The 25,838-nt window shown below is 69.4% G+C and carries 22 protein-coding genes; 10 read left to right on the top strand and 12 right to left on the bottom strand.

Annotation, left to right across the window (positions count from 1 at the left end):
• Positions 1-66 precede the first annotated feature (66 nt).
• From VGB24_RS01170 to VGB24_RS01160, 3 genes are all read right to left on the bottom strand, one after another.
• Positions 67-2,451: a penicillin acylase family protein gene (locus tag VGB24_RS01170; RefSeq protein ID WP_331071121.1), complete on the bottom strand. Its 2,385-nt coding sequence runs from the start codon at positions 2,449-2,451 to the stop codon at positions 67-69.
• Between the two features lie 123 nt (positions 2,452-2,574).
• Positions 2,575-3,987 carry a dicarboxylate/amino acid:cation symporter gene (locus VGB24_RS01165; RefSeq protein WP_331071120.1) on the bottom strand — a complete coding sequence of 471 codons (1,413 nt, stop codon included), beginning with the start codon at positions 3,985-3,987 and terminating at the stop codon, positions 2,575-2,577.
• A gap of 100 nt (positions 3,988-4,087) precedes the next feature.
• Positions 4,088-5,776 carry an amino acid carrier protein gene (locus tag VGB24_RS01160; RefSeq protein WP_331071119.1) on the bottom strand — a complete coding sequence of 563 codons (1,689 nt, stop codon included), beginning with the start codon at positions 5,774-5,776 and terminating at the stop codon, positions 4,088-4,090.
• 191 nt (positions 5,777-5,967) lie between these two features.
• Between VGB24_RS01160 and alaS the strand changes: the two genes are divergently transcribed.
• Positions 5,968-8,607: an alanine--tRNA ligase gene (gene alaS / locus VGB24_RS01155; RefSeq protein ID WP_331071118.1), complete on the top strand. Its 2,640-nt coding sequence runs from the start codon at positions 5,968-5,970 to the stop codon at positions 8,605-8,607.
• On the top strand, positions 8,604-8,912 hold the full coding sequence (locus VGB24_RS01150; protein WP_331071117.1) for a hypothetical protein: 309 nt from the start codon (positions 8,604-8,606) through the stop codon (positions 8,910-8,912). The genes alaS and VGB24_RS01150 overlap by 4 nt, the downstream gene beginning before the upstream one ends.
• Before the next feature lie 182 nt (positions 8,913-9,094).
• Here the strand turns inward: VGB24_RS01150 and VGB24_RS01145 are convergent, their stop codons facing one another.
• Complete coding sequence (locus tag VGB24_RS01145; protein ID WP_331071116.1) at positions 9,095-10,972, bottom strand: hypothetical protein; 1,878 nt, start codon at positions 10,970-10,972, stop codon at positions 9,095-9,097.
• Between the two features lie 323 nt (positions 10,973-11,295).
• On the opposite strand from VGB24_RS01145, the gene VGB24_RS01140 reads away from it, so the two are divergent.
• Entirely contained in the window at positions 11,296-11,892 is a 597-nt protein-coding gene (locus tag VGB24_RS01140; protein WP_331071115.1) for a hypothetical protein, read from the top strand.
• A gap of 279 nt (positions 11,893-12,171) precedes the next feature.
• Here the strand turns inward: VGB24_RS01140 and VGB24_RS01135 are convergent, their stop codons facing one another.
• Positions 12,172-12,408: a hypothetical protein gene (locus VGB24_RS01135; protein ID WP_331071114.1), complete on the bottom strand. Its 237-nt coding sequence runs from the start codon at positions 12,406-12,408 to the stop codon at positions 12,172-12,174.
• A 24-nt stretch (positions 12,409-12,432) separates the two neighbouring features.
• Positions 12,433-12,672: a hypothetical protein gene (locus VGB24_RS01130; RefSeq protein ID WP_331071113.1), complete on the bottom strand. Its 240-nt coding sequence runs from the start codon at positions 12,670-12,672 to the stop codon at positions 12,433-12,435.
• Positions 12,673-13,091: 419 nt separating this feature from the next.
• On the opposite strand from VGB24_RS01130, the gene VGB24_RS01125 reads away from it, so the two are divergent.
• The 6 genes from VGB24_RS01125 (at position 13,092) to VGB24_RS01100 (ending at position 19,824) form a co-directional block, all read left to right on the top strand.
• Entirely contained in the window at positions 13,092-13,493 is a 402-nt protein-coding gene (locus VGB24_RS01125) for a ferritin family protein (protein ID WP_331071112.1), read from the top strand.
• Complete coding sequence (locus VGB24_RS01120) at positions 13,493-14,245, top strand: SDR family NAD(P)-dependent oxidoreductase (protein ID WP_331021687.1); 753 nt, start codon at positions 13,493-13,495, stop codon at positions 14,243-14,245. The genes VGB24_RS01125 and VGB24_RS01120 overlap by 1 nt, the downstream gene beginning before the upstream one ends.
• A complete protein-coding gene (locus VGB24_RS01115; RefSeq protein ID WP_331071111.1) occupies positions 14,238-15,233 on the top strand; it encodes an asparaginase in 996 nt (331 codons plus the stop codon). The genes VGB24_RS01120 and VGB24_RS01115 overlap by 8 nt, the downstream gene beginning before the upstream one ends.
• 356 nt (positions 15,234-15,589) lie before the next feature.
• On the top strand, positions 15,590-16,594 hold the full coding sequence (locus tag VGB24_RS01110; RefSeq protein ID WP_331071110.1) for an alpha/beta hydrolase: 1,005 nt from the start codon (positions 15,590-15,592) through the stop codon (positions 16,592-16,594).
• 482 nt (positions 16,595-17,076) lie between these two features.
• A complete protein-coding gene (locus tag VGB24_RS01105; RefSeq protein WP_331071109.1) occupies positions 17,077-17,565 on the top strand; it encodes an Lrp/AsnC family transcriptional regulator in 489 nt (162 codons plus the stop codon).
• A 69-nt stretch (positions 17,566-17,634) separates the two neighbouring features.
• Positions 17,635-19,824: a glutamine synthetase III gene (locus tag VGB24_RS01100; RefSeq protein ID WP_331071108.1), complete on the top strand. Its 2,190-nt coding sequence runs from the start codon at positions 17,635-17,637 to the stop codon at positions 19,822-19,824.
• Positions 19,825-19,907: 83 nt separating this feature from the next.
• On the opposite strand, the gene VGB24_RS01095 is transcribed toward VGB24_RS01100, so the two are convergent.
• The 6 genes from VGB24_RS01095 to VGB24_RS01070 form a co-directional block, all read right to left on the bottom strand.
• Positions 19,908-20,432, bottom strand: coding sequence for a hypothetical protein (locus VGB24_RS01095; RefSeq protein WP_331071107.1), 525 nt, complete (start codon positions 20,430-20,432; stop codon positions 19,908-19,910).
• Positions 20,433-20,542: 110 nt separating this feature from the next.
• Positions 20,543-20,929: a type II toxin-antitoxin system VapC family toxin gene (locus VGB24_RS01090; RefSeq protein ID WP_331071106.1), complete on the bottom strand. Its 387-nt coding sequence runs from the start codon at positions 20,927-20,929 to the stop codon at positions 20,543-20,545.
• Positions 20,926-21,318, bottom strand: a complete 393-nt coding sequence (locus tag VGB24_RS01085) for a DUF2188 domain-containing protein (protein WP_331071105.1) — start codon at positions 21,316-21,318, stop codon at positions 20,926-20,928. Before VGB24_RS01085 ends, VGB24_RS01090 begins: the two co-directional genes overlap by 4 nt.
• Before the next feature lie 255 nt (positions 21,319-21,573).
• On the bottom strand, positions 21,574-22,203 hold the full coding sequence (locus VGB24_RS01080) for a hypothetical protein (RefSeq protein WP_331071104.1): 630 nt from the start codon (positions 22,201-22,203) through the stop codon (positions 21,574-21,576).
• Positions 22,204-22,238: 35 nt separating this feature from the next.
• A complete protein-coding gene (locus VGB24_RS01075; RefSeq protein WP_331071103.1) occupies positions 22,239-23,354 on the bottom strand; it encodes a 3-oxoacyl-ACP synthase III family protein in 1,116 nt (371 codons plus the stop codon).
• Between the two features lie 516 nt (positions 23,355-23,870).
• Positions 23,871-24,344 carry a hypothetical protein gene (locus VGB24_RS01070; RefSeq protein ID WP_331071102.1) on the bottom strand — a complete coding sequence of 158 codons (474 nt, stop codon included), beginning with the start codon at positions 24,342-24,344 and terminating at the stop codon, positions 23,871-23,873.
• Between the two features lie 129 nt (positions 24,345-24,473).
• On the opposite strand from VGB24_RS01070, the gene VGB24_RS01065 reads away from it, so the two are divergent.
• A complete protein-coding gene (locus VGB24_RS01065; RefSeq protein ID WP_331071101.1) occupies positions 24,474-25,829 on the top strand; it encodes a CCA tRNA nucleotidyltransferase in 1,356 nt (451 codons plus the stop codon).
• The last annotated feature ends 9 nt before the right edge of the window (positions 25,830-25,838 follow it).

Below are 25,838 nucleotides of genomic sequence, written 5' to 3'. Positions count from 1 at the left end.
ACCACGAAGCCCCCGTGAGATCGCCTTGCTCACGGGGGCTTCGGCATTCAGGGACCTGGTTCGTAGTCAGCGCGGCGTCAGGCGGATGCGGCTGACGGTGCGCGCCTCGGCCCTGGCGCGGTCCAGGGGAATGAGCCAGAGGCGGCCTTCGCGCCACATGGCGTTCTGGTCCCGGTAGTGGTCGGAGAGGGGGTTGCCGCTCTGCCCGGTGGGGATCACGAATCCGCCGGCGCCGTCCACGTCGGCCATGTCGACCACGTGGCGCTGGCTGGCCCCGTAGGCGTTCCGGAACGGCGGCTGGCGGCTGCCGTATCCGCTCACGTTTACCGTGTGGAACGAGCCGCGGTTGGGGAACGGGCCGATGTTCAGGTCCAGGGCGCGGTCCAGCACGTTCACGACGCCCAGCGGATGGTCGATGGACGTCTGGTGAAGGTCGCCCCAGCGCTGCTCGCCCACGCGCTGCACCGCCGTTTTCATCGCCGTGGCGGAGAGCTCATCGAGCGTCTCCGTCGCCGGCGTCGTCACGTCGTCCACCCACGGGCTGGTGCCGCGCTCCAGGATTCGCTCCAGCGTGGCGCGGGGAAAGTACATGCTGCGCCCCCGGAACTCGTCGTGCCCCACGCGGGTGCGCAGCTCCTCGAACCAGGTGTAGAAGAGCGCCGCGGCGCGTGAGTCCACCCGCGCCTCGCCGTTCCACCCCCGCAGCTCGCGCGCGGCCTCGGCCAGGCTTGCGCGCTCCGCCGCCTGGATGGCGCGGGGCAGGTGGCGCAGGGCGAAGGCGTCGGTGACGTCCATCTGCTGGCGGAGCACGTCCGCCGCGGTCAGCCCGCGCCCGGCTTCCACTATCTGGCGGATCCGCATCGCCCGGTACGGCTCCGCCCAGTGGGTGGTAATGTGATGGGGATAGTCCGCGCCGGCCTGCCGGTTGTTGGCGGTGACGACGAACCCGTCCGCGGGGTCCAGCACGTGGGGGTGCTCGTCGAACTCCAGGAAGCGCACCCACTCGCCTTCATCCGTCCATCCGGGGACGGGAAGCACGCCGTCCCCGCCGCGGCGCACCGGGACGCGCCCGCCCATCCAGTAGCCGATCCGCCCCTCCACGTCGGCGAAGACCACGTTCTGGTGCGGGTTGTTGAACCCCCGCAACGCCTGGACGAACTCGCTTGCCGAGCGCGCGCGGTTCATCCCCAGCAGGGCGGTGATCTCGGTGGAAAGCTCGTACGCCGTCCAGCGCATGGACATCACGCGGTTCCCGCCACGTTCGTCCACGTCGGAGAGCACGGGGCCATGGCGGGTGCCGCGGACCTGGTGCACCACCGAGTCGCCCCCCTTCACGCGGATCACCTCGCGGCGGACGGTGAACCGCGCCCATCCGTCCGGCGTGCGATAGCGTCCCGAATCGGCAGAATCCACCTGCTCGACGTAGAAATCAACGTCGTCCACCATGGCGTTGGTGTAGCCCCACGCCACGCGGTCGTTGTGTCCGGCGATCACGACGGGAACGCCGGGAAGCGTCATCCCGGTGACGTTGAAGCCGCCGCCGTGCAGGGCCGCCAGGTACCAGATGGCGGGCGCCCGCAGCGTCAGGTGCATGTCGTTGGCCAGGATCGGCTTGCCCGAGCGAGTCCGGCTGCCGCCGACGACCCAGGAGTTGGAGGCGTGCGCCGCGGCCACACCTTCCAGCAGGTGAAGGGCGAGCGGCGGGGCATCGACGCGGGGAACGGGGCCGGAGACGCGCGGGGCGGGCCCCGGAGCCGCCGCGGGAGCCGCACCGCCCTTCCCGCGCCACTGCGCGTCGGCACCGACGATGGTGAGCCCCGAGTCGGGGTAGAAGGGCATCAGCTCGCGCCCCAGCGCCTCGCCCACGCGGTCGATGGCCTGCTGCACGGAAAGGCCCACCTCCCAGTCGGCCAGGTCCCACGCCATGATCTTGGCGATGGACATGCTGTTGCGGACGGTCCACGGCTCGGGTTCGAAGCGCAGCGTGACGAACTCCGGCGGGAGCGGCCCGGGATGGTCGGCGATCCACGCGTTCACCCCGTCCGCGTAGGCCTGCATCAGCCGGCGCTGCTCCGGCGTCAGCCTCCGAACGCTCTCCTCCGCCGAGTGCCCCATCCCCACGGTGCGCAGGAACTTGTCGGTATCCACCAGCGGCTCGCCGAGGATCTCGGCCAGGCGCCCGTCGGCCACGCGCCGGAACATCTCCATCTGGAACAGCCGGTCCTGCGCGTGCACGTAGCCCATGGCGCGGAACAGGTCCGCATCCGTCTTCGCCCACACGTGGGGCACGCCCAGCGAGTCGCGCCACACCTCCACCGGCTGCTCCAGCCCGGCCAGCCGGGCGTCTCCGCCGGGGGACGCCGAACGCCCCAGCCACCATCGGCCTCCCGCCGCGACGCACACGACGACCACCACCAGCCCCAGGACCACGTAGGCGAGCTTCTTCAGCATTGGAGGAATTTCGTACGCTGGACGGGGCAGGGAAGACGGCGGAGGACGGGAGAGAATGCGACGGCGGCGGCGCACGGTCAAGCGGCCCGTCCATCATGCGATGGACGGGCCGCTCGACGCCGATCAGATCGGTGCGGGCGGGCTGCCGCGGCCTCCGAGCAGCGTGTAGCCCTCCGAGCGCGCGACGTACGTAGCGGCGGTGATGTCTCCCGCCACGTTCAGCGTGGTCCGGCACATGTCCAGGATGCGGTCCACGCCCAGGATGATGCCGATCAGCGCCGGGTTCACGCCGATGGACGCCAGCATGACGATGATGAAGGGAATGGAGCCCGACGGCACCCCCGCCGTGCCGATGCCGCCCAGGATGGCCATGTACGCGATGGTGATCTGCGCGCCCAGCGACAGGTCCACCCCCGCGATCTGCGCCAGGAAGAGCACCGTGACCCCCTCGTACAGCGCCGTTCCGTTCTGGTTGGCCGTGGCGCCCACCGTCAGCACGAACGAGTTGATCTCCGGCGGCACGCCCAGGTTCTTTTCCGTCACCCGCAGTGCGGTCGGCAGTGTGGCGTTGGACGACGAGGTGCTGAACGCCGTCATCATCACCGTCTTGATCCGCTTGAAGAACTCCAGCGGTGGAATGCGCGACAGCAGGGCGACAGAGATGGAGTAGACGCCGAACATCTGCAGCGCCAGCCCCAGCAGCACCGTGGCCATGAACCACGCCAGCGTGCCCAGCAGGTCCAGCCCGAAGCCGGCGGTGTTGGCGAAGAGCAGGGCCGCCACGGCGTAGGGCGCCATCTTCATGATCAGCTCGATCAGCTTCACCGAGATGTCGAACAGCGCCTCCATCACCTTGATGAAGGGCGCCGCCACGGTGGGCCGCACCAGCGTGGAGGCCACGCCCAGCGCCAGGGCGAAGAACATCACGTGCAGCAGGTTGGGCGTTTCTCCCGCCGCCGCGGCCACCGGGTTGGCGGGAACGATGGTTTCCACCACCTGGGTCAGCACCGGCTTTTTCGCCGCATCGTTTCCCGTGGCCGCCTCCACCCGCTTGGCGGCGTCCTGCCCGTAGCGCGCCTCGAGCCCCGCGGCGGTGGTGGCGTCGATGCGCTCGCCCGGGCGGATGGTGTTCGCCAGGGTGATGCCGATCACCACCGAGATGGCCGACACCACCAGGGTGTAGCCGAAGGCCTTGGCGCCCACGCGGCCCAGCTTGCGGATGTCGCCGATGCCCGCCACCCCCACCACCAGGGCGGAAAAGACGAGCGGCATCACCACCATCAGCAGCAGCCGCAGGAAGAGCGCGCCGATGGGCGAGGCCACGTTGTTGACCGTCCACGCCAGCCCCGGATGGTCGGCCCCCAGCAGGGCGTTGGCCCCCAGCCCCGCCGCGGCGCCGATCACCAGCCCCAGCAGGATCTTGGTATGGAGCGGCATGCCGCGCGGCTTGTCGGGCGTGCGGTCGTCGAGGTCCGTCGACAGTTCGCGCTCGAACGCGTCCGGCGCCGGCACCGCGGGGTCGTTCCTGTCAGTCATGGAGTACGGGTCGCTGGCCTGGTAAACGAGACCGGCCCGGTGTTCCCGGGCCGGCCCACAACTGCCCGCGCGCCGACTGTGCACGGCGCGCGCCGAAAGATCAATCGCCCGCCACGGCGTGCGCGTCGTAGCGGCGGATTTCGCCGCTCTTGAGCTTGGCCCAGTAGGCCGTCAGCTCGCGCTTGACGTTTCCGCTCAGCATCACCACGCCCAGGATGTTGGGGAAGGCCATCCCCAAAATCATCAGGTCGCCGAACTCCAGCACGTTCACGGAGGTGATGATGGAGCCCAGGAACACGAAGAGCAGGAACAGCGCCTGGTACACGCGCGTGCTGCGGTCGCCGAACAGCCAGGCCCAGCACCGCTCGCCGTAGTACGACCACGAGATCATGGTCGAATAGGCGAACAGGAACACGGCGAACGAGAGCACGTAGGGGAAGAACGAGATGTACTCGCCCATGGCCCGCGAGGTCAGCGCCGCGCCCTTGCTCTGCGACACCAGGTCGGCGTACTCGGGGTTGTTGTACGCGCCCGTGATCACGATCACCAGCGCCGTCATGGTGCACACGACGACGGTGTCGATGAAGGGCTCCAGCAGCGCCACGATGCCTTCGCGCACGGGATACGGCGTCTTGGCCGCCGAGTGCGCGATGGCCGCCGAGCCGGCGCCCGCCTCGTTGCTGAACGCCGCGCGCCGGAAGCCCGTCACCAGCACGCCGATGAACCCGCCGTACCCCGCCGCGGGGGTGAACGCCTGCGAGACGATGGCGCCGATGGCGCCGGGAATGGCGCTGAAGTTCATCGCCAGGATGGCCAGCGCGGCCAGCACGTACACGCCGCACATCAGCGGGACGATCTTTTCCGCCACGTTGGCGATGCGCTTGATCCCGCCGACGATCACCACGCCCGTGATCACCGTCATGAACAGGCCGTAGATCCACGGCTGCTCGGCCAGGAACGGCAGCGTTTCCTGCATGGCGTTCAGCGACTGGTTCACCTGGAAGCTGTTGCCCCCGCCCAACGAGCCGCCGATGCACAGGATGCTGAACATCACGGCCAGGAACATCCCCAGCCGCGGCCAGCCCTTCTCCTTCAATCCCTTGGACAGGTACTCCATGGCGCCGCCCATGATGCGGCCGTCGGGGCGCACTTCGCGGTACTGCTGGCCCAGCGTGCACTCGGCGAACTTGCTGCTCATTCCCAGCAGGCCTGCGACGATCATCCAGAAGGTGGCGCCCGGGCCGCCCACGCTCACCGCGATGGCCACGCCCGCGATGTTGCCCAGCCCCACCGTGGCGGAGAGCGCCGCACTGAGCGCCTGGAAGTGGCTGACCTCCCCCACGTCGGTGGGGTCGCTGTACTTGCCGCGCACCACCTGGATGGCGTGGCCGAACCCGCGGAAGTTGATGAAGTTCATCTTCACCGTGAAGAAGATGGCGCCCAGCACCAGCCAGAGCACCACCAGCGGCAGCACGGCCGCGTCGGTGAAGAACAGCACGTCGAAGAAGAACACGGCGGAGATCACCTGGTTCACCGTCCCCATCGCCCGGTCGATGGAGCCCATCAACCCGGGCTGGGCCTCTTCGGCGGGCTGCGCCTCTTCGGAGGTGGCCACCGGGGCCTGTTCGGCGCCGCCGGGGGCCTGCGCGGGGTTCACCCCCGGCGCGGGGCCGGCGGGCTGGGCCGATTCGGCGGCGGGGGCCTGCGCCAGCACGGGCGCCGCCGTGCACAGCGGCACTGCCAGCATGGCGAGCGCCAGCCAGCGCAGGACTGCGGATCTGGGCTTCATCGACGGTGGAGTTCGGGGAACGTGGGGCGTGCGCGGATGAGCATGGCTCATACTCGCGGGGTAGTGATGCAAGTTCCATCCAGTGTCTCTGCTGGATGAACCGCGGCACGGCCCGCACCTTGAGAGGCGCACGACGGGCGCGTTATCTTACGGCTTTCCGAGCCGAAGCCAAGCCCTCGCCCGACGGATCCATGCGCGCCGACGAAATCCGCTCCCGTTTTCTGGACTACTTCGCCCGCCAGGGGCACGCCGTGCGGCCGTCGTCGTCGCTCGTTCCGGGCGACGATCCCACGCTGCTGTTCACCAACGCGGGGATGGTGCAGTTCAAGAAGGTGTTCCTGGGCATGGAGGAGGTGCCGTTCACCCGCGCCGCCACCAGCCAGAAGTGCGTGCGCGCGGGCGGCAAGCACAACGACCTGGAGGCGGTGGGCGTCACGGCGCGCCACCACACCTTCTTCGAGATGCTGGGCAACTTCTCGTTCGGCGACTACTTCAAGCGCGACGCCATCCGCTTCGCCTGGGAGCTGCTGACCGAGGAGTTCGGCATTCCCCGGGAGCGGCTGTGGGTGACGGTGCACCACACCGACGACGAGGCGCGGCAGCTGTGGCTGGAGATCGCCGGCATCAGCCCCGAGCGCGTCTTTGGGCTGGGCGACAAGGACAACTTTTGGCAGATGGCCGACACGGGACCCTGCGGCCCCTGCTCGGAGATCCACTTCGACCTGCGCCCCGAGCGGCGGCGCGGGACCGAAGTGTCGCGCGAGGAGTTCGAGGAGCTGGGTGAGAAGGGCGAGTTCCTGGAGATCTGGAACCTGGTCTTCATGCAGTTCGACCGCGACGCCGACGGCGAGCTTCATCCGCTGCCCGCGCCCTGCGTGGACACCGGGATGGGGCTGGAGCGGCTGGCGTCGGTTCTCCAGGGCGTAGACGCCAACTACAAGACAGACCTGTTCGCCGACGTGATCGCCCGCGCCGTCGATGTCGTGGGCGTGCCGTACGAGTACGACACGGAACAGGGCGTATCCTATCGCGTGCTGGCGGACCACGGGCGGGCCACGGCGTTCCTGCTGGCGGACGGTGTGTTCCCGTCGAACGAGGGCCGCGGGTACGTGCTGCGGCGTATCCTGCGCCGCGCGGTTCGCCACGCGTACCTGCTGGGCCGCCGCGCGCCGACGCTGGTGGAAGTCGTCGAGGCCGTCATCGACCGCATGGGGGTGACGTTTCCCGAGCTGCTGGCGCGCCGAGAGTACATCGTGAGCAACACGCGGGCGGAGGAGGAGCGCTTCTTGGCGACCATCGACGCGGGGATCAAGCTGTTCGATCAGCTGGCGCCCGCGGGGGGCAGCGGGACCATCGCCGGCGCGCAGGTCTTCAAGCTGTACGACACCTTCGGCTTTCCGGTGGACCTGACGGAGCTGATGGCGCAGGAGCGGGGCTACGCGGTGGACCTGGAGGGCTTCGAGCGCGAGCTGGATGCCCAGCGCCACCGCAGCCGTGAGGACCGCAAGGCGGCCGGCATCGGCGTGGAGGCGGACGCGTTCGCCATGGGGTGGGAAGAGGTGCCGGGCGACACGGCCGACCAGGACTTCGCCGCGTATCGTGCCACGGCGGCGCAGACCGACATCCTGGCGTTCCGGCGGATGGAGGACGGGCGGATGGCGCTGCAGCTGCGCGAGAACCCGTTCTACGCCGAAAGCGGCGGCCAGGTGAGCGACCGCGGCCACGTGCGCGGCGACGGCTGGTCGATGGCCGTGAACGAGGTGCGCAAGGTGGCGGGTCGCGTGGCTGTCGTCGGCCCGGTGGAGGGCGACTTCATCCCCGGCCCGGTGACGGCGGAGGTGGACGAGCCGCCCCGTCGCGACACCGAGCGCAACCACACCGCCACGCACCTGCTTCACGCCGCGCTGCGCCGCGTGCTGGGCGAGCATGTGCACCAGCGCGGATCGCTGGTGGCGCCCGACCGCCTGCGCTTCGACTTCACGCACGGCGGGCCCATGACGCCGGAGCAGGTTTCCACCGTCGAGGGGATGGTGAACGAGGCGGTGTGGGCCAACTACGACGTCTGCTCCAACCAGATGGCGTACCCCGACGCCATCACCCGGGGCGCCATGGCCCTGTTCAGCGAAAAGTACGGCGACGTGGTGCGGGTGGTGGAAATCCCCGGCGTGTCGATGGAATTGTGCGGCGGCACCCACGTGCGGACGACGGGGCAGATCGGCCTCTTCCGCATCCTCTCGGAAAGCGGCGTGGCGGCGGGGGTGCGGCGCATCGAGGCGGTGACCGGGCGCGAGGCGTTCGCACGGGTGCGCCGCGACGAACGCACCCTGCGTGAGGCCGCCACCCTGCTGAAGACGCGCGAGGAGAACCTGCTGCCGCGCATCCAGCAGGTGCTGGAGCAGGGCCGCGACCTGCAGAAGCAGGTGGAAAAGGCGCGCACCTCCGGCGGCGGCGACGTGGTGTCGACACTGCTGGCCTCGGCCGCGTCGCTGGACGGCGTGCGGGTGGTGACTTCCAGCGGAGCATTCGGCAGCGTCGAGGAGATGAAGGCCCTGGGCGACGTTCTCCGCGAGCGACTGGGGAGCGGTGTCGCCGTGCTGGCCGAAACCGAGGGCGGAAAGCCGATGATTGTCGTGGTGGTCACGGACGACCTGATTCGGCGCGGCATTCGGGCCGATGCAGTCGTTCGCGAGGTGGCGGCCCTGGCGGGAGGAAAGGGCGGCGGCAAGCCGCACATGGCGCAGGCCGGCGTGGGCGATCCCTCGCGCGTCCCCGGCGCAATGGAAAAGGTGCGGGAGATCGTGGAAGGGCTGCTGGCCGGCGCTCCCGCGTGAACCCGGCGGAAGAGTGGATCCGCGGGCGGCTGCGGGGCGCGCCTCCCGCGCTGCTCGACGCGATGGTCTCCGTGCTCCCCGCCGACCCGGCGCTCCCCGTCCCGGACGCGCTGGCGGCCGCCGCGCTGGCGCTCTACGCCCGGCTGCGCGGGGAAAGCCGCGAAGAGGCGCTTCCGCTGCTGGCGGCGGACGCGCTGTTCACCCACGCCCTGGAAGCCCAGGCCGAGGCCGACCCCGACGGGCTTCCCGCGCTGGCGGACCGCATGGGTGCAGCGGGCGCGCTCGGCTGGATGATGCCCGCATGACGGTGGCCGTGGCGCTGCTGCTTCGATCGCTGGGGATGCGGTAGGGGCGGAGAATTTCGCATGCGGACAGAAGGGGCCGGCTCCACGCCATGGAGCCGGCCCTTCGTTTCGTCCGGCGACATTTCGGTGAAGCCAGGAGTTTCGGGAGAAGGAACGTTCCGCGCGGCGCCTCCCTCGCGAAGTCAGCGCTCCGTTGGGGGATCCGGGATTACGACGAGGCTGTTCGCCGCGATGCACGTCTGCCGCGCCTTGAGTGGCGCGACGCCCCGCACGGTGATGCGCGCACCCACCAGTCGCGCCCCGGCCGCGCGCAACTCCGCGCGGTGCAGGCGCCCCGTCGCGGCCATGGGCACCGGCTGTCCCACCCTGCCGTCGGCGAAGACGGGCGCCGCCAGCAGGGTAGCGGCTGGCGAGCGCGCCACGCGGGCGACCATCACCAACGCCTCCCCGCGCGCGGGAAAGCTCATTCGTAGCGTCGCGCCCGCCTGGCAGTAGCGCCAGGTGGCGGCCGCGGGCTGCGCGGTGTGGGCCACCGCGCGCGCGGTGGCGTTCTCGTAGAGGGCGAAGCTGACGTCGGCGCCGCGTTCCAGGTTTCCCTGGACCAGCCGCAGCAGCGCCCCGTGCTGGTATACCCAGGGCGCGGGGTCGGCGCGCGAGCCGGCGTCGGGGCACTCCCACGTGTTTCCCACCACGATCACCCAGCGGCGCCGCGGCACCTCGTCGGCCCACCAGGGAGTGCGAACCTGCCGCCCTTCGCACGGGACCGGGTGGAGCATGGTCCCGGACCGCTGCAGCGCCGCAAAGACGTACGTGCTCCAGTAGCCGCCCAGGAGCGTCGCCCCCGGGGCCCGCATCTCCAGACGGACGGCGACGTTCCCCAGGCCCTGCGGGTACGCCGCGGCCGATGCCGGCACCCGCAGCACGCCCGCCGCAAGCCCCGCGATCCCCGCCAGCGCCAGCACCCCCCGCCACCGGCGCGACACGCCGGGAAGGCTCGCCGCCAGGCACACCAGCGTGATCAGCCCGGCGAGCGTCCCGAAGACGAAGACGAGCGAGAAATAGCGTACGTGGAAATCGTTCATGCGCACGTGGCGCACGAGAAAGAACACCGGCACCTGGACGACGGCCATCATCCAGCAGGCGAGCACCAGGGCCGCGCCCTCCACCCGCCACGCGGGGGACCGCCCCCCGCGCGCCCGCCACAGCACGACGGCGGCGGCGAGCGCGCCGAAGGTCGCCAACACCAGCAGGGGCATGGAGGCGGATGCGGCCAGCCTTTTCCAGACGCGCCACGCGTTGTCCGCCAGGTGCCCGTGGTCGATCACCAGGCCCGTTCGGAAATAGCTGCCGAACCGGACGTGGCAGTAGAGGTCGAAGCCGGCGCGGAGCAGCCGCCCGGCGAGCATCCCCCCCATCACGACCAGCCCGCTCTCCGCCAGCCTCCGCGGGAGGGAGCGGCCCGGCGCCGCATCAAGCCCGTGCGCCCGGAGGGCCTCGACCCCCGCCACCATCAGGAGCATCTGCCCGCTCAGCGGCGACGTCCACTGCGCCAGGAACACGGCGCAGGCGGTAGCGCCGCGCAACCGCCAACGGCCGCGCCCCTCGGCGTCCGGCCGATCGCCGAGCCTTCGGAGCCCCCACCAGGCGAGCATGATGGCGGTGATCTGCCAGGCGTAGGGGTGCGCGGCGTCGAAGAGGGGAACGCGGGAATCGGAGTTGCCCACGAGCACGGCGGCCAGCAGTCCCCCCGCCGCCCACCCCCAGGCGCCCGCCAGGCGCGCCATCACCACGGCCGCCATCAGCACCCACGCGGTGCCCGCCAGGTGCAGGTCCGCGTAGTCGAACGCGTGCCCCGAAACCTGGCTGGCCGCCCGCAGCAGCAGCAGGTGCCACGTGCCCAGCCGGTCCTGGCCCCAGTAGTAGACGTCGAACAGGCTCCATTCCCGGGCGCGAATCATCAGCACGGGAATGGCCAGGTCGGAGTTGAAGGCCTTTGGACGCGGGTGAAGCGCGCGGCTGATCCACGGCGCCGCGAGCACCGGCAGGCACGCCAGCGCCACCCAGAGAGGGAGCCACGCCCTTCGCCCCGCATCGGACACCGCGGCGAGCCTTCCGCGCGGCTCCCTGGTGACATCGGCGCGCCTGCCGCTCGTTGTGGTCGAATCCGGCATGAATGTGGGAGGAAAGCCGCGATTGGGTGATGCATGAGCGACGTGCGAGCGGGAAGCCATTGATACACCTGCCGTCAGCATCCTGCAACCCGCGATCGTTGGCTTCCTGATGGGTCTGCTGTAACCAATCGCCCCTGGCAGGGGTACCTCAGGGCCCGCATCCCGGACTCGCCGATGTGCGCGCCATCTCTCGCCAGAAGATATCCCTGCCGATGCACCGCCTGCTGCCGCTGTTCGCTCTCTCCGTTCTCGCTGCCTGCGGCCCAGGCGACGAGCGTCCGGCGTCCACCGCCGCGCCGGGCGACTCCGCACCCGCTACCGTCACCACGCCGCAGCTCGCCGGCGACACCACGTGGGCGCTGCGGTTCGACGGGGCCGGCCCGCTCCGCGTCGGGATGACGGTGGGCGAGGCGCGCGCCGCGCTCGGCGGCGATTTTCAGCCCGATGGCCAGGCCGTGGGCGCGGTAGACGGTCCGGAGGGGTGCCAGTACGCCCGCTCAGGTCAGTTGCCCGAGGGGATGATGGTGATGCTGGAGGGAGCGCGCGTAGTGCGCGTGGAGGTGGACTCGGGGAACGTCGCCACGGTGGAAGGCGCGCGAATCGGGGACTTGGAAGCACGAATCCAGCAGACGTATCCCGGCCGTGTGGAGGTGCAGCCCCACAAGTACACCGACGGCCACTACCTCGTCGTGCGCCCGGCGGACGGAGACACGACGCGCCTGCTGGTCTTCGAGACGGACGGCAGCCGCGTGCTCCGCTTCCGCGCCGGCCAGCACCCGCAGGTGGAGTACGTGGAAGGCTGCTCGTAAGAAGTAGTGCAGGGGAACGCGATCAGGGATCCCGTGGGACCGCGTTCCCGTCCGCCTGCTCGGCAGGATCTGAAATCGCGAAGTACCGCGGATGGTACACGTAGTCCTCGCCGGAGTCGTCGATGACACGGATGCATCCCCGGCTTTCCCACTCGGGGTCAGGGAGCACCTCGTACCAACGGTGTAGTTCGAGAGAAATCTCGAGCCCGTCGTTGCGCACGCATTGCACGAACCGGCCGCGCGCTCTCTGTTGACTGCCCATACGCGTCCTCTCGCAGGTCAGGAAGAGGTCGGGAACGTGCTCTCCTCTGCGTGCGCCGCTTCGATGAGCAGAAAGCAGCGTTTCGGGAACATGAAGTCTTCCCCGTCTTCATCGACCACTCGCAGGAACCCGCGGCGCTCGCCTACCGGGTCCGGGAGCAGTTGGTAGACACTTCCCACCCGGAGGTCTACCTCATAGCCCATGTTCTGCACGCATCGTCCGAGTTGGCCGCGCTGGCGTTGCGAATCTTCCATATGCTCTCCCGCCTGACGTGCGCTTCAGGACGCGCGAAGCATCTCGCCTGGCGCAGCCTGTGACGGCTCCACTGGCGCGAACATGCTGCGTGGGTACAGGTAGTCTTCGCCGGTTTCGTCAACGATACGGACCAGCCCGACCTCTTCGCCGTCTGGATCGGGGATCACCCGGTACCGCTTCTCCACCAGGAGATCGAAGCGGTAGCCTTCGTTATCGACACAAACCAGAAACTGCTCGCTCTCTGCCGGTGGCTTGATCTTCATTACAGCCCTCCTCGTGAGTCGTCGCTTCGTCACTCGGCGCGACGTTTACGTTCATCGCAATCTCCGCTTCAGCTTCATCCGCCGCTTCCCGATTCCGGCAGCCTCGTACCAGTGAAGCTCGGCTTCGAGGACGTCGCCTGTCCGTCTTACAAGAACGGTAGCGACGCCTTTTCTCTTGCGCCACTGGCCCGGCCCGAACTCCGCCCGCAGTTCGGCCAATTCCCTGATGCCGTGGCCTCGCGCGATCGTTACCGCACCCCGGATGGGTCCCATGATCGCGTATTCGTCTTCAAATTGCATAATCCCGGCCGATCTGCGAGTTTGGTGCGGGGTTCAGGCGCCGGTCGAACAGGCACCTGAAATCTAGCACCCAAACCGTCCAGAACGTGCATCTTTACCCGCCACAGCCCGGACCAGTTTTGAACCTCATTCAAGCCCTTCACGAGGCGCGCGCGGCCGAGAAGGAGCAGGCGCTTTTCTACCGCGGGCTGGCCGCGCAGGCCGAAGACCGCGGCGACGCCGAGCTAAGCGAGCGCTGCAACGAGCTGCACGCCGACGAGCAGCACCACCTTTCCCGCCTGACGGCACGCCTGCTGGAACTGGGCGCCGGCCTCACCGACCTCGACCACGTCTCGTCCCAGGCGGTGAGGATGGAGGCGTGGGAAGCCGCGGCCCGGGTCCGCGAAGAGGCCGAGGTGCTTCGCTACGAGCAGCTGCTGAGGACCGGGATGGACGACACGACCCGCGCGCTGCTCGGCGAGATACTGGACACCGAGCGGCACCACGCCGAGGAGCTGGGGGGGAAGTGGACAACCGCCTGATGCTGGGACTCAGAGGCCGCCGCGCGCTGGTGTCGGGCGCGTCGCGCGGCGTGGGGCGCGCCACGGCGCTGATGCTGGCGCGCGCCGGCGCCGACGTAGGCGTGGGCTACGCCACCCGCGAGGCCGAGGCCAACGAAGTCGTGGGCCTGGCGCGCGACCTGGGCGTGCGCGCCTTTGCGCAGGCCGCCGACGTGAGCACCCCCTGGGGCGCCGAGATGCTGTTCGAGCGCTGCCTGGTGGAACTGGGAGGCGTGGACGTGTTCGTGGCCAACGCGGGCATCTGGGTGCCCGACGACGTGCCGCTGGCCGGCATGGCCGACGCGCAGTGGGAGCGCACGATCACCGCCAACCTCACCTCCGTCTTCCAGACCGTGCGGCTCGCCGCGCGCTTCGTGACGGACGGCGGGCGCATCGTCATCGTCTCGTCCACCGCCGGGCAGCGCGGCGAGGCGTTCCACGCGGACTACGCCGCCAGCAAGGGGGCGCTGATCTCGTTCACCAAGTCCGTCGCGGTGGAGCTGGCGGAGCGCGACGTGACGGTGAACTGCGTGGCGCCGGGGTGGATCGACACCGAAATGATCGAGCGGCCGCTGGCCGAACGACGTGGGCCTATCGAGGCAGGCATTCCCCTGGGCCGCGTGGCCAGCGCCGACGACGTGGCCGGCCCCATCGTCTTTCTCTGCTCCACCCTGGCGCGCCACGTGACGGGCGAAGTGCTGAACGTCAACGGCGGGAGCGTGCTCTGTGGCTAAGCCGCGCGTGCTGCTGCTGGCCACGGGCGGCACCATCTCCATGCAGGTAGACCCGGAGCGGGGCGGCGCCGTCCCGCGGCTGAGCGGGCGCGAGATCCTGGACTTCATCCCCGGCGTGCAGGAGGTGGCGCGGGTGGAGGTGCGCGAGTTCGGGCGCCTGCCGGGGCCGCACGTGACCATCGAGCGCATGTGGGAGATGCGGGCCGCCGTGCTCGCCGCGCTCGACGAGGGCTACGACGGCGTGGTGGTCACCCACGGCACGGACACCATCGAAGAGACGGCGTACCTGCTGGACCGGTCCATCGCGTCCGGCCACCCCGTCGTCATCACGGGGGCCATGCGCAACTCGTCGGAGCTGTCGTGGGACGGGCCCGCCAACCTGATGGCGGCCATCGAGGTGGCGGCGGCGCCGGAAGCCGGCGGCCGCGGGACGATGGTGGTAATGGACGACGAGATCGTGCAGGGAGCGGAGGTGGTGAAGACCCACACCGAGGCGGCAGGCACCTTCCGCTCGCCCAACTGGGGCCCGCTGGGCGTCACCGACAAGGGCCGCGTGCTCTTCTATCGCGAGTCGCGCCGCAAGCCGCCGCTGACGCCCTCCGCACCCGCCACGCCGGTGGACCTGGTGAAGATCGTCGCGGGCGCGGACTCGCGGCTGCTGGAGGCCAGCCTGCAAAGCGGGGCACAGGGCATCGTACTGGAGGCGCTGGGGCGGGGAAACGTGCCGCCGGAGGTGATGCCCGGCATGCAGCGGTGGGCAGATGCGGGACGGCCAATGGTCATCACCTCGCGGTCGCTGCGCGGACGGGTGCTGGATACCTATGCCTATCCTGGCGGCGGCCACATGCTGCGCGAGATGGGCGCCATCTTGGCCGACCACATGACCGGGCAGCAGGCCCGCATCGAGCTGATGCTGGCCATCGGCGTGCACGGGCAGGATCTCGGTGCGATCCGCGAGGTGATCGAAGCGGGCCGCTACGAGCACTGATTCTCGACCTTCCCCCGCACCTTGGACGCCTCTCCGTGTCTCCGGAGGGGCGCTTTTTTTCGTGTTCTGCACCCGCGGCATCCGGGTCACCTGACCCATTGAGGCAACCCCTTGGCGGAACGGTAGATACACGGCGGTGGGACGGGGTCTCCCCGCTGGGTCGGAGATGCCCCGCGCCGGCGGAGCTCGTCCGGCGTCCCCGTCCTCAAGCAAGCTGCTTTTCGACAAACACTTAGCTTGATGGCGGTACGCCGTGCCGCTCCCGGCCCCGTCTCTGCCTTTACGGAGGACGTGCCGCGGCGGAGTGCCGGGCATTGAAAAACATCCAAAAACCTCCCGACCACCGGGTGATCGCCATGAAGATCCGCACTCTTGCCCTGCTGCTTCCCCTCGCCGCCGCCGCGTGCGACGACGCTCCCACCGTCTCCGCCGGAACGTCCGCCCCGCTGGCGACCTCGTACGATGCGCCAAAGACCGGCGAGGGATACCTGCCCGGCGCGGGCGGCGTCCAGCTGTTCTACCGCGTGTACGGCAGCGGTCCCGACACGGCCGTGGTGATCTCCGGCGGCCCCGGGTTGTCGCTGGGCTACCTGGACCGCGACCTGGCGCCGCTCGCCAACGGCCGCACCGTGATCTTCTACGATTCGCGCGGGGCGGGCCGGTCCACGCTGCTCTTCGATCCGGCGCAGATGGGCATTCAGCAGCACGTGGCCGACGTGGAAGCCGTCCGCCAGCACTTCGGCATCGGAAAGCTGTCCCTGGTCGGCCACTCGTGGGGCGCCATGGTCGCGCCGATGTACGCGGCGCAGTACCCGGCCAACGTCGACCGGCTGGTGATGGTGACGCCCGGCCCCGTGCAGGCGCACTACGACGCGCAGTTCGAGGCGGAGCGCATCGCCCGCACCCCGGCCGCCGCGCTGCAGCGCCAGGGAGAGCTGTTTGGCGAGCTGGCGGGCGGGCAGTCGCCGGACCCCGCCGCGGCGTGCGAGGAGCTGCTCAGCATCTGGTTCCCCGCCTACTTCCATGACGCGGCCAACATGTCGAACCTGAAGGGAAGCTGGTGCGACGTCCCGGCCCCCGCGGCCAACGCGCTGCTGTTTACGATGGTGGTGGGCCGCGCGTCGCTGGGCCCGGACTTCGACCTGCGGCCGATGCTGCGGACGGTGCAGGCGCCCGCGCTCGTCATCCACGGCGCCGCCGACCCCATCCCGTTCCAGAGCACGAAGACCTATGCCGACGAGATCCCCGGCGCCCGCTTCAGCGTCATCCAGCAGGCGGGGCACTTCCCCTGGCTCGAGCAGCCCACGGCGTTCTTCACGCAGGTGAACAACTTCCTGCGCCGTCAGGACGTCGCCCACTGAGCGGGTGATCGGCCCCTGAGCCACGGCTGGCGACATCGGCCCTGAAGACGAAATCCCCCGCGCCGGAGCATCGGCGCGGGGGATTCGTTCGCGTGGGCCCCTCCCCCGGCCCCTCCCCGCACAAACAGCGTGCGGAGAGGGAGAACTTCGGTCGGGTTCCACTGGGTGCCTTGCATGCCGCGCGAACCCCCCCGGCCCCCGCTGCGCAGGGGAGGGGGAGACCTGAATCCCACTTCGGCTGGCCTCGCGCACTCGGCTGCGCGTGCAGTCCGCGCAGGCGGACTTTGGGCCGTCGTTGCCGCGAATTCATTCGCCCCAGCGGAGCCGAGGCCTCGCCCCGCACTGGGAAAAGTATGTGTGGCCCATAGACGGCGACCCGATCCCCCCATCAACATTCCGTGTCACACCTCTTGCGTAAGCCGCCACGGCAAACTATCGTCGCGAAAATTATGCTGACTGGCTGCTATACCTAAGAAAATAAAGTGAACGGACCCACTCGTCTGGATGAGATCGACCTGCGGCTGCTGGAGATGCTGCAGGAGAACGGGCGCACCTCGCAGCACGACCTGGCGCAGGCGGTGGGGCTTTCGTCGCCGGCGGTGGGCGAGCGGGTGAGGAAGCTCGAGGAACGCGGGATCATCCGCAGGTTCACCGTCGTGGTGGATCCCAAGCGGCTGGGACGCGACGTAACCGCCTTCATCGCCGTGGGGATGGCGGGCTCGCCCCACTACCCGGAGTTCAGGGAGCGGGTGATGGCCCATGGCGAAGTGCTGGAGTGCCACAGCATCACCGGCCAGGGATCGCACCTGCTGAAGATCCGCACCGACAGCACCTCGACGCTCGAGGGGCTGCTGGCCGAGATCCAGGCGTGGCCCGGCGTGCAGTGGACCACCACGAGCATCGTGCTTTCGACGATCAAGGAAACCAGCGACCTGCGGCTGGGCCCGCGTCCCACGGGGGACGCAGGCTGAATTCCAGGGCGGGGCAGCGGCCCCGACGGACGCGACACAGCACTCAACCCCTTGCAAGGAACCAAGCCCATGCCCAGGACCACCGCCCGGTTCGACACCCTGGCCGCCGCCACGGGATGGGGCGCCGACAGCCGCAACGGCAACGGCACCTCCGAGCCGATGGACATCGAAAGCCTCTTCGGCAGCAACACCTTCGGGCTGGCGGAGATGCGCGCGCGGCTGCCGAAGCAGATCTACAAGGCGCTCTGCCGCACCGTGGACCACGGCGAGCCGCTGGACCCCTCCGTGGCCGACGCCGTGGCGCTGGCCATGAAGGAGTGGGCGCTGGAAAAGGGCGCCTCGCACTTCACCCACTGGTTCCAGCCGCTGACCGGCAGCACCGCCGAAAAGCACGACAGCTTCATCACCCCCAACGAGGGTGGCGGCGCCGTCGCCGAGTTCAACGGCAAGGAGCTGATCCAGGGCGAGCCCGACGCGTCGTCGTTCCCCTCGGGCGGCCTGCGCGCGACCTTCGAGGCCCGCGGCTACACCGCGTGGGACCCCACCTCGCCCGCCTTCATCGTATCGACGCCGGCCGGGTGCTATCTCAGCATTCCCACGGCGTTCCTGTCGTGGACGGGCGACGCGCTCGACACCAAGATCCCGCTGCTGCGGTCGATGTCGGCGCTGGCGGTGCAGGCCAAGCGCTCGCTGGCCCTGTTCGGCGCCACGTCGGAAAAGGTGACGGCCACCTGCGGGCCGGAGCAGGAGTTCTTTCTGATCGACCAGGAGTTCTTCTACCGCCGGCCGGACCTGGTGACCACGGGGCGCACGCTGTTCGGCGCCAAGCCGCCGCGCGGGCAGGAGCTGGAAGACCACTACTTCGGCAGCATTCCGGACCGCGTCCTGGCGTTCATGATGGAAGTGGAGCGCGAGCTGTACCGGCTGGGCGTGCCCGTGAAGACGCGGCACAACGAGGTGGCGCCCGGGCAGTTCGAGATGGCGCCCATCTACGAGAACGCCAACCTGGCCGCCGACCACCAGCAGCTGATGATGATCACGCTGCGCAAGGTGGCGCGGAACTACGGCCTGGCCTGCCTGCTTCACGAAAAGCCCTTCGCGGGCGTCAACGGCAGCGGCAAGCACCTCAACTGGTCGCTGGGAACGGAGAGCGCCAACCTGCTGGAGCCGGGCGAAACGCCGCACGACAACATGCAGTTCCTGTTCTTCTGCACGGCCGTGCTGCGCGCGGTGGACCGGCACCAGGACCTGATCCGCGCGACCGTGGCGCACGCCGGCAACGACCACCGCCTGGGCGCCAACGAGGCGCCGCCGGCCATCATCTCGGTGTTCCTGGGCGACCAGCTCGCGGACGTATTCGAGCAGATCGAGCGCGCCGGCACGGCCACGGAAAGCAAGCAGGGCGGCCTGCTGGGGCTGGGCTCGCCGGTGCTGCCCAACCTTCCGCAGCACGCGGGAGACCGCAACCGCACCTCGCCCTTCGCCTTCACCGGCAACAAGTTCGAGTTCCGCGCGCCGGGCTCGTCGCAGTCGGTGTCGTTCGCGGCCACGGTGCTCAACACCATCATGGCCGAGTCGCTGGATGAGCTGAACACGCTGCTGGATGCGGAGCTGGAGAAGGGGACGTCGTTCGAGGACGCGCTGCGCACGCTGATCGCGTCGGAGATCCGCAAGGTCAAGCGCATCATCTTCAACGGCGACGGCTACAGCGACGACTGGAAGGACGAGGCGGCCCGCCGCGGGTTGCTGAACCTGCCCAACACGCTCGACGCGCTGGAGATGCAGCCCGGCGACAAGAACCGGGCGCTCTTCGAAAAATACGGCGTCCTTTCGCACCGCGAGCTGGAAAGCCGGCACGAGGTGGCGCTGGACCAGTACTTCAAGACGGTGAACATCGAGGGCGAAACCACGGCCGACATCGCCAGCACCATGATCCTGCCGGCCGCCGTGCGCTACCTGAACGACCTGGTGGCCGCCGCCGACCGCACCCGCACGCTGGGTGTTGAAACGCGCGGGCTCACCCGCACGGTGAAGATCGTCAACGAACTGGTGGACGAGCTTCGCGACGCGCTGGACGCGCTGGTGGAGCAGAACGCCGAGCTGGGCGGCGAAACCGTGCACAGCAAGGCGTACCACGTGCGCGACAACGTGGTCCCGGCCATGGGCGCCGTGCGCGCCGCCGCCGACCGCCTGGAAAAGGTGGTGCCGGACGACTACTGGCCGCTGCCCACCTACCGCGACATGCTGTTCGTCAAGTAGGCGGGCGCGGGTTGCCGGGGTGAAGAAAGGGCCGCTCCCCTCGCCGGGAGCGGCCCTTCGTCCATGCCCCTGGATGCGTCAGGTCACGTCGGCAGTGCCACTCCGTAGACGTCCAGCTCGCCGCGGAGGTGATTGAGGTGCGTGGTGAACAAGCTGTCCTCTTCCACCGTCTCCCGGCCGTCCGCCGTGAGGATGGCCAGGCCCAGCCCGCCGAGCGCGGTCACCACCTGGTCGGCATTGTGGGTGCCGCGCTCGCGGTCCATCTCCAGGATGGCGCGCAGGTACGCCGGCGTGTCGGTCAGAAAGGCGTGGAGCGCGTCGGGGTCGTTGGCCATCTCCATGCTTTCCATCGCCGCCGTGCGCAGGTCGTCGTGCGAGTGCTCGCCCCTGCCCGCTGCGTGGAACACGCGCCCGTACACGTCCAGCTCGCGGCGGTGAAGGTCGTCGTCGCCGGCCATCAGCAGCCCCAGGAAGTGCGACAGGTGCCGGGCCGCGTCTTCCGTCACCGAGCCCTCGCCGCGCCAGTAGCCCTGCTGCTGCGCCTGCTCCGCGGCCTGGACGATCATGCGGGCCAGCTCGTCGGGCGGAAGGTTCGTTGGGTGGTTCACGTCATCAGGGGGCGCGGGGGAGGAAGGTGCGATGGACGAAAACTGGACCCGCGGGCCCGTCAGGGCAAGGCGCGGCACCTCGCCATCGCCATCGTCGCCGGGTTCGACGCTCACCAGCGCCGGTCTACACCGTACTCGTCCAGCATCCGGTCCCGCCCTACGACCGGAATGCCTTCCGCAAGCGCCTGCGCGGCGATCATGCGGTCGAACGGATCCTTGTGGAGGCGCGGCAGCCTCTCGAACCGGAACACATGAGTGAGCTCGACCCGCAGCAAGTCGATTCCGTTCTGTCCAAGGCCCTCTCGCACAAACTCGATGAACGGATCTTTGAGGGTGAGCCTACCCTGATTCGACTTGATCCCCATTTCCCACAGACTCGCCGCGCTCACGAGCAACTCATTCGCTGGATCGAGCGTCATCCGACGCGCACCCGCGGAGAGCTCGGGTGCCCCACTGACCAGCCAGATGAACGCGTGAGTATCGAGAAGGAGCCTCATTCGTCCTCCTCTTCGAACTCCGGGAGTGGATCGTCGAAATCAGGAGACATCCAGACCCGGCCTGCCAGGCTCCCGAATGCGCGACGTGGCGGGGGCTCGCCAGGCAGGGGCACGAACCGCTCGACATTCCCAACGATCTCGGTCTTGTAGATCGCGCGTGGCGAGATGATCACCCTGCGATGCTTCTTCGGGTCTTTCTGGCCCGCGTTGCTCGCCGCCGCCTTCTCGCGGGCGAGCGCCACGGCGTCCTTCTTTCGCGCGAACTCCCCAACCGGGGTCGGGGTGCCCCCGTCAAAAACGTGCCAGCCCCCTCCGGGAATGGGCAGCACGTGCCAGTGGCTGATCGTATCCAGACGAGGCTTCTCGCGCATACCTGCCGTGGGGCTCATTGCGGCTCCGGGTCGTCGGGTGGATAAACGCGGCACATCGCGTACCCTCGGGAGCGCCGCTCCGCGGGGCTTGGCGATGCAGCAAGTGGACGGAGTGAAATATCGCGTCGTGGATACCGGAATTCCAAACCGCCACCCGCCACCGCGCGGACGTGGATGAAACGAAGCAGGCCGCCCCTGAAAGGACGGCCTGCTTTTCATCTCACAACCAGCCGAATCGGCCGGCTATTTCGCTCTGATCGAGCCACCCGACGGTCAGGACTCGGGATAGAACTGCACCGTCCACTCCGAGCCGGTGGCGAAGCCGGCCAGCTTCGCGGGGTTGAAGATGCTCAGGCTGGTCACCGCGCCGCCCGCCATCCACGACGGCCCGTCCACCACGCGCAGGTGGCAGCCGCCCATCACCAGCCCGGCCCGGGGGACGTCGTTGCTGATCAGCGTGCACGCGCCCGACGCGGTGAACACGCCCTCGGGGGTGTCGAACCGCGCGTAGAACTGCTGCGGCAGCCCCGGCGGAAAGCGCGGATCGGTGATGCGAAGGCAGGCCGTGGCGCTGCCCACGCGCCGGACGCCGTTGTTCACGATGCGGCCCGACGAGGCGGTGCCCGCCTCCGACCACAGCGAGGCGCCCAGGAACACGTTGGTCTGGAAGGGCGCCTGCGCGCAGACGGCGCGGTCGGCGGGAAAGTCGGGGTCTTCCACCGATCGGAAGCGCAGCACCGTGGGGCGCGCGCCGGTCTGGGGCGACGAGTTGATCACTTCGGCGCTGCCGCCGTACAGGGCGGCGTCGCCGGGGGCGGGGTGGCGGTCGGTGCCCGCGGGGGCATCGCCGCAGGCGGACAGCAGGACGCAGAGCGCGAGGGCTGCAACAGAGCGGGAGTACATGCGAATCCTTCGATGAAAGATGGATGGAAGATCGGCTACAGGCGGATGAGCTGGGCGCCGTAGTGCACGTTCGCGCCGACGGCCGCGATCAGAACCAGGTCGCCCCGGCCCAGCTGCACGACGCCCTGTTCCAGGTCCTCGGCCAGCAGGATCAGCATTCCGGCGGCCGAGGTGTTGCCGTAGCGGTCGACGTTGCACGCCACGCGGTCGGCGGGAAGTCCCGACTGCCTGACGAAGGTGTCCATCAGCCGCTTGTTGGGCTGGTGGAAGTAGTACCGCTGCACCAACGGGGCGAGCTCCGGCTGCTCGGCCAGAACGCCGTCGATGCAGGCGTTCATGTAGGTGGGGTACGACCGGGCCACCAGGTGCCCGTCCACCACGAACGCCTCGTCTGCCCGGTTGGCGACGGCCGCCATGCGGCTTTCCAGCCCGCCGGCGCGGCGGATGACCAGCTGCAGGTAGTCGTTGCCCGACATGGATGAGATGATGCCCTCGCCCGGGCGCCCGTCGCCGCGCAGGATGATGGCCCCCGCGCCGTCGCCGAACACGTAGGCCCCGAAGGCGGCGGGCAGCCGCTTGCGGCCCGGGGCCGAGGCCACGTCGCCGCTCCACACGTCGCGGTCCACCAGCGCCGAGGTGAACGCGCTGCCGATGACCGCCGCGGTATGGATGGCGCCGCTGCGGATCATCTTGTACACCATGTCGGTCACGTACGGGGTGCCGCCGCAGCCGTCGTCGATCAGCAGGCCGAAGCAGTCGGGGCGGCACCCCACGCGGCGGTGCACCTCCATGGCGTCGTGGCTGAAGTTCACCCGGTCTGGCGTGCAGGTGACCACGAACACGGCGTCGAGCTCGTGCCCCTCGATGCCCGCCATCTCCATGGCCCGGCGCAGGGCGGCCTCGCACATGTCGGTGTTGTTCACGGGCTCGCCCGCCACCGCGGCGGGGGCCGTGGTGACGCCGGCTTCGGGGTTCAGGTCCCACAGGAAGCGGCGTTCCTGGATCTGTGTCTTCTCGGCGATCCACTCGGCCGACCAGCCGGGGATGGCCTGCGTGATGTGTTCGTTGCTCACCGCGCGGGGCGGCACGTAGGCTCCCGCACCGACCACGCGAACGCCTCGCGTGCCGAACGCGTTCGACAGCTGAATCATTGGAAGCTCCGGGGGGATGGATAAGGACCGCGGCCTGGCGGGGTGGTGGGCCAGGAGAGAAAATTTGTCTTGCAGGGAAATGCGTCGGATAGCATCCGCACACATAATGCCTTAACATCACCCTTTCGCGCAAGCCCCCCGATGTTGTCCTGAATACCGTATACCGCGTCCGACTCCGATCCGGTGCGACTGAGCACAAGTGCTTGTAGGGCAGAGAAGTAGCGCGCTCGTACCCGCCGTCACCGACCCTTCATCGCGCTTTGGGCACCTGTGCTAACCAGGCATCAATCTACTCATCTGCAACCGAAATGTGGTTCAGTACGCAGAAAACTTTGCGCGTTCCAGTCATTCAGGGGGATTGCACAACCTGGAACGTCACGGCCTTTTTTGAGCGGTACGCTTAACTGGCTCCCCTGTGTGCATCGCGTAGCGACGCTTTGTCGGCGGGGTCGTGGAACGAATCCGGCCGCCCTCATGGCGAGGGCGGCCGGAACACGTTGGCACAAGCCGGGTGCGTCAGGCCAGGATGGCGTCCACCATCAGGGGGCGGGCGGCATCCTGCTCCACCACGAGCAACGGGGCCACCTGGATGACCTCCTCCTGGTTCCATGCGCGGAAGCAGTCCCAGTCGAACTCGCGCGCGGCGCGGGTCTGGTCGGGAAAGCCGAACCAGTCGCGCCACCCCTCGCTTTCCGCTCGCCACTTGCAATCCCAGTGGAAGGCGATGTGGCGCTCTTCGGTGAGCGTGCGCACGATGAGCGTGCCGCGGAAGTACTCGCAGCCCGAGGACGCGCGAAGCTCGATTGATTCGATGGGGAGAGCCGGGTATTCTACCAGCGCCTTGTGCAGCGTCCGCTGAACCTTTACCGGTGGGCAGCCGTAGCCGAACCTGATTCGCTCGCTGGAGCGGCCGTCGTCGATGAAGCGAAGGAGGGCTTCGCGAAAGGGAGAGGCCGCGGAGGAGCGGTCCAGCAGGTCGGCAAGGGTCACGGGCAGCACCGGGTGTGGAGGGAACTTTTTCGCGGACCGCAGAATCTAACGCATCGTGCCCATTTCGCCAAGTCGTTCCCGCATGCGGATTTGCGTGCTCAGTTCCGCCGGCTGTCCGCGAGTGTCCGCGTGACCGTAGCCGATCACGATCCGCCCCGTCCGGACCTGCATGCGCCCGACGACGTCGTCCGTATCACGCGGCGCCTGCAGGATGCCGGGTTCCAGACCTGGGCCGTGGGCGGTGCCGTGCGCGATGCCCTGTCCGGCGGCCGCCCGGGAGACTGGGACCTCACCACGGCCGCGCGCCCGGGCGACGTACAGCGCCTTTTCAGGCGCACCGTTCCCGTGGGTGTCGCGCACGGCACTGTGGGCGTGCTGGGGCGCGACGGGCGCCTGTACGAGGTGACCACCTTTCGCCGAGACGTCGAAACCGACGGGCGGCACGCACGGGTGATCTTCGCCCAGACGGTGGACGAAGACCTGCGGAGGCGCGACTTCACCATCAACGCCGTCGCCTGGCACCCGCTGACGCGCGAGGTGCGCGATCCGCACGGCGGCGTCCCCGACCTTCGCGCTGGCCTGCTGCGCACCGTGGGCGACGCAGGGGAGCGCTTTTGCGAAGACCGGCTGCGCGTCCTTCGCGCCCTGCGCTTCGCCGGCCGCTTCGGTCTGACGATCGAGGACGGCACCTGGGCCGCCGCCCGGGATGCCGCGCCGGAGCTGGTGCACCTGTCCGCCGAGCGCGTGCGCGAAGAGCTGCTGAAGGTGCTGCGGCAGGTGCGGCCCCCGTCCGTCTCGCTGGCGCTGTACCAGCAATGCGGCGCGCTGCGGCACCTGTATCCCGAGCTGGAAGCGTGCGTCGGCGTAAAGGACGGCCACGCTGACGTGTGGACGCACCTGCTCCGGGTGGTCGGTGAGGTGCCGGAGCACCGCACCGTTCTCCGCGTCGCGGCGCTGCTGCACGATGCGGGAAAGCCGCGGACGCAGGCGGGGGCCGGCTTTCCCGACCACGCCGCGGCCGGTGCGGCAACGGCGCACGTGCTGATGCGGCGACTGAAGTTCTCCAACGCCGAGATCGACCGGACGGTGCACCTGGTGGCGCAGCACTCCGGCTTTCCCGCGCCCGACGCGCCGGCGCCGGAGCTGCGGCGCTGGCTGCGGCGCATCGGGCAGGAGTACCTGCGCGACCTCGTCCGCCTGCGCATCGCCGACCTGCGGGCGCGAGGGGAAGGCGATCCGCGCCTGGACGAGACTCTCCGCCTGTGCAAGCGCATCCGCCGCGAGCTGCGCCAGCAGGCTCCGCTGGAGATCGGCGGCCTGGCGATCGGCGGGGGCGAGCTGCGCGCCCTCGGGCTGCCTCCGGGGCCGCTCTACGGCGAGATCCTGCGCGACCTGCTGGAGCGCGTCACCGACGACCCGTCGCTCAACGACCGCGAAACGCTGACGCGGATGGTCCGCGAGCGCATCTCGTCGCCCGAGGGGTGACCCGTGTGG

The organism is Longimicrobium sp. (assembly GCF_036399935.1).
Classification (GTDB): Bacteria; Gemmatimonadota; Gemmatimonadetes; order Longimicrobiales; family Longimicrobiaceae; genus Longimicrobium.
Note: the sequence above shows the minus strand (reverse complement) of the source record. Positions and strands in the feature narration are given on the sequence as shown.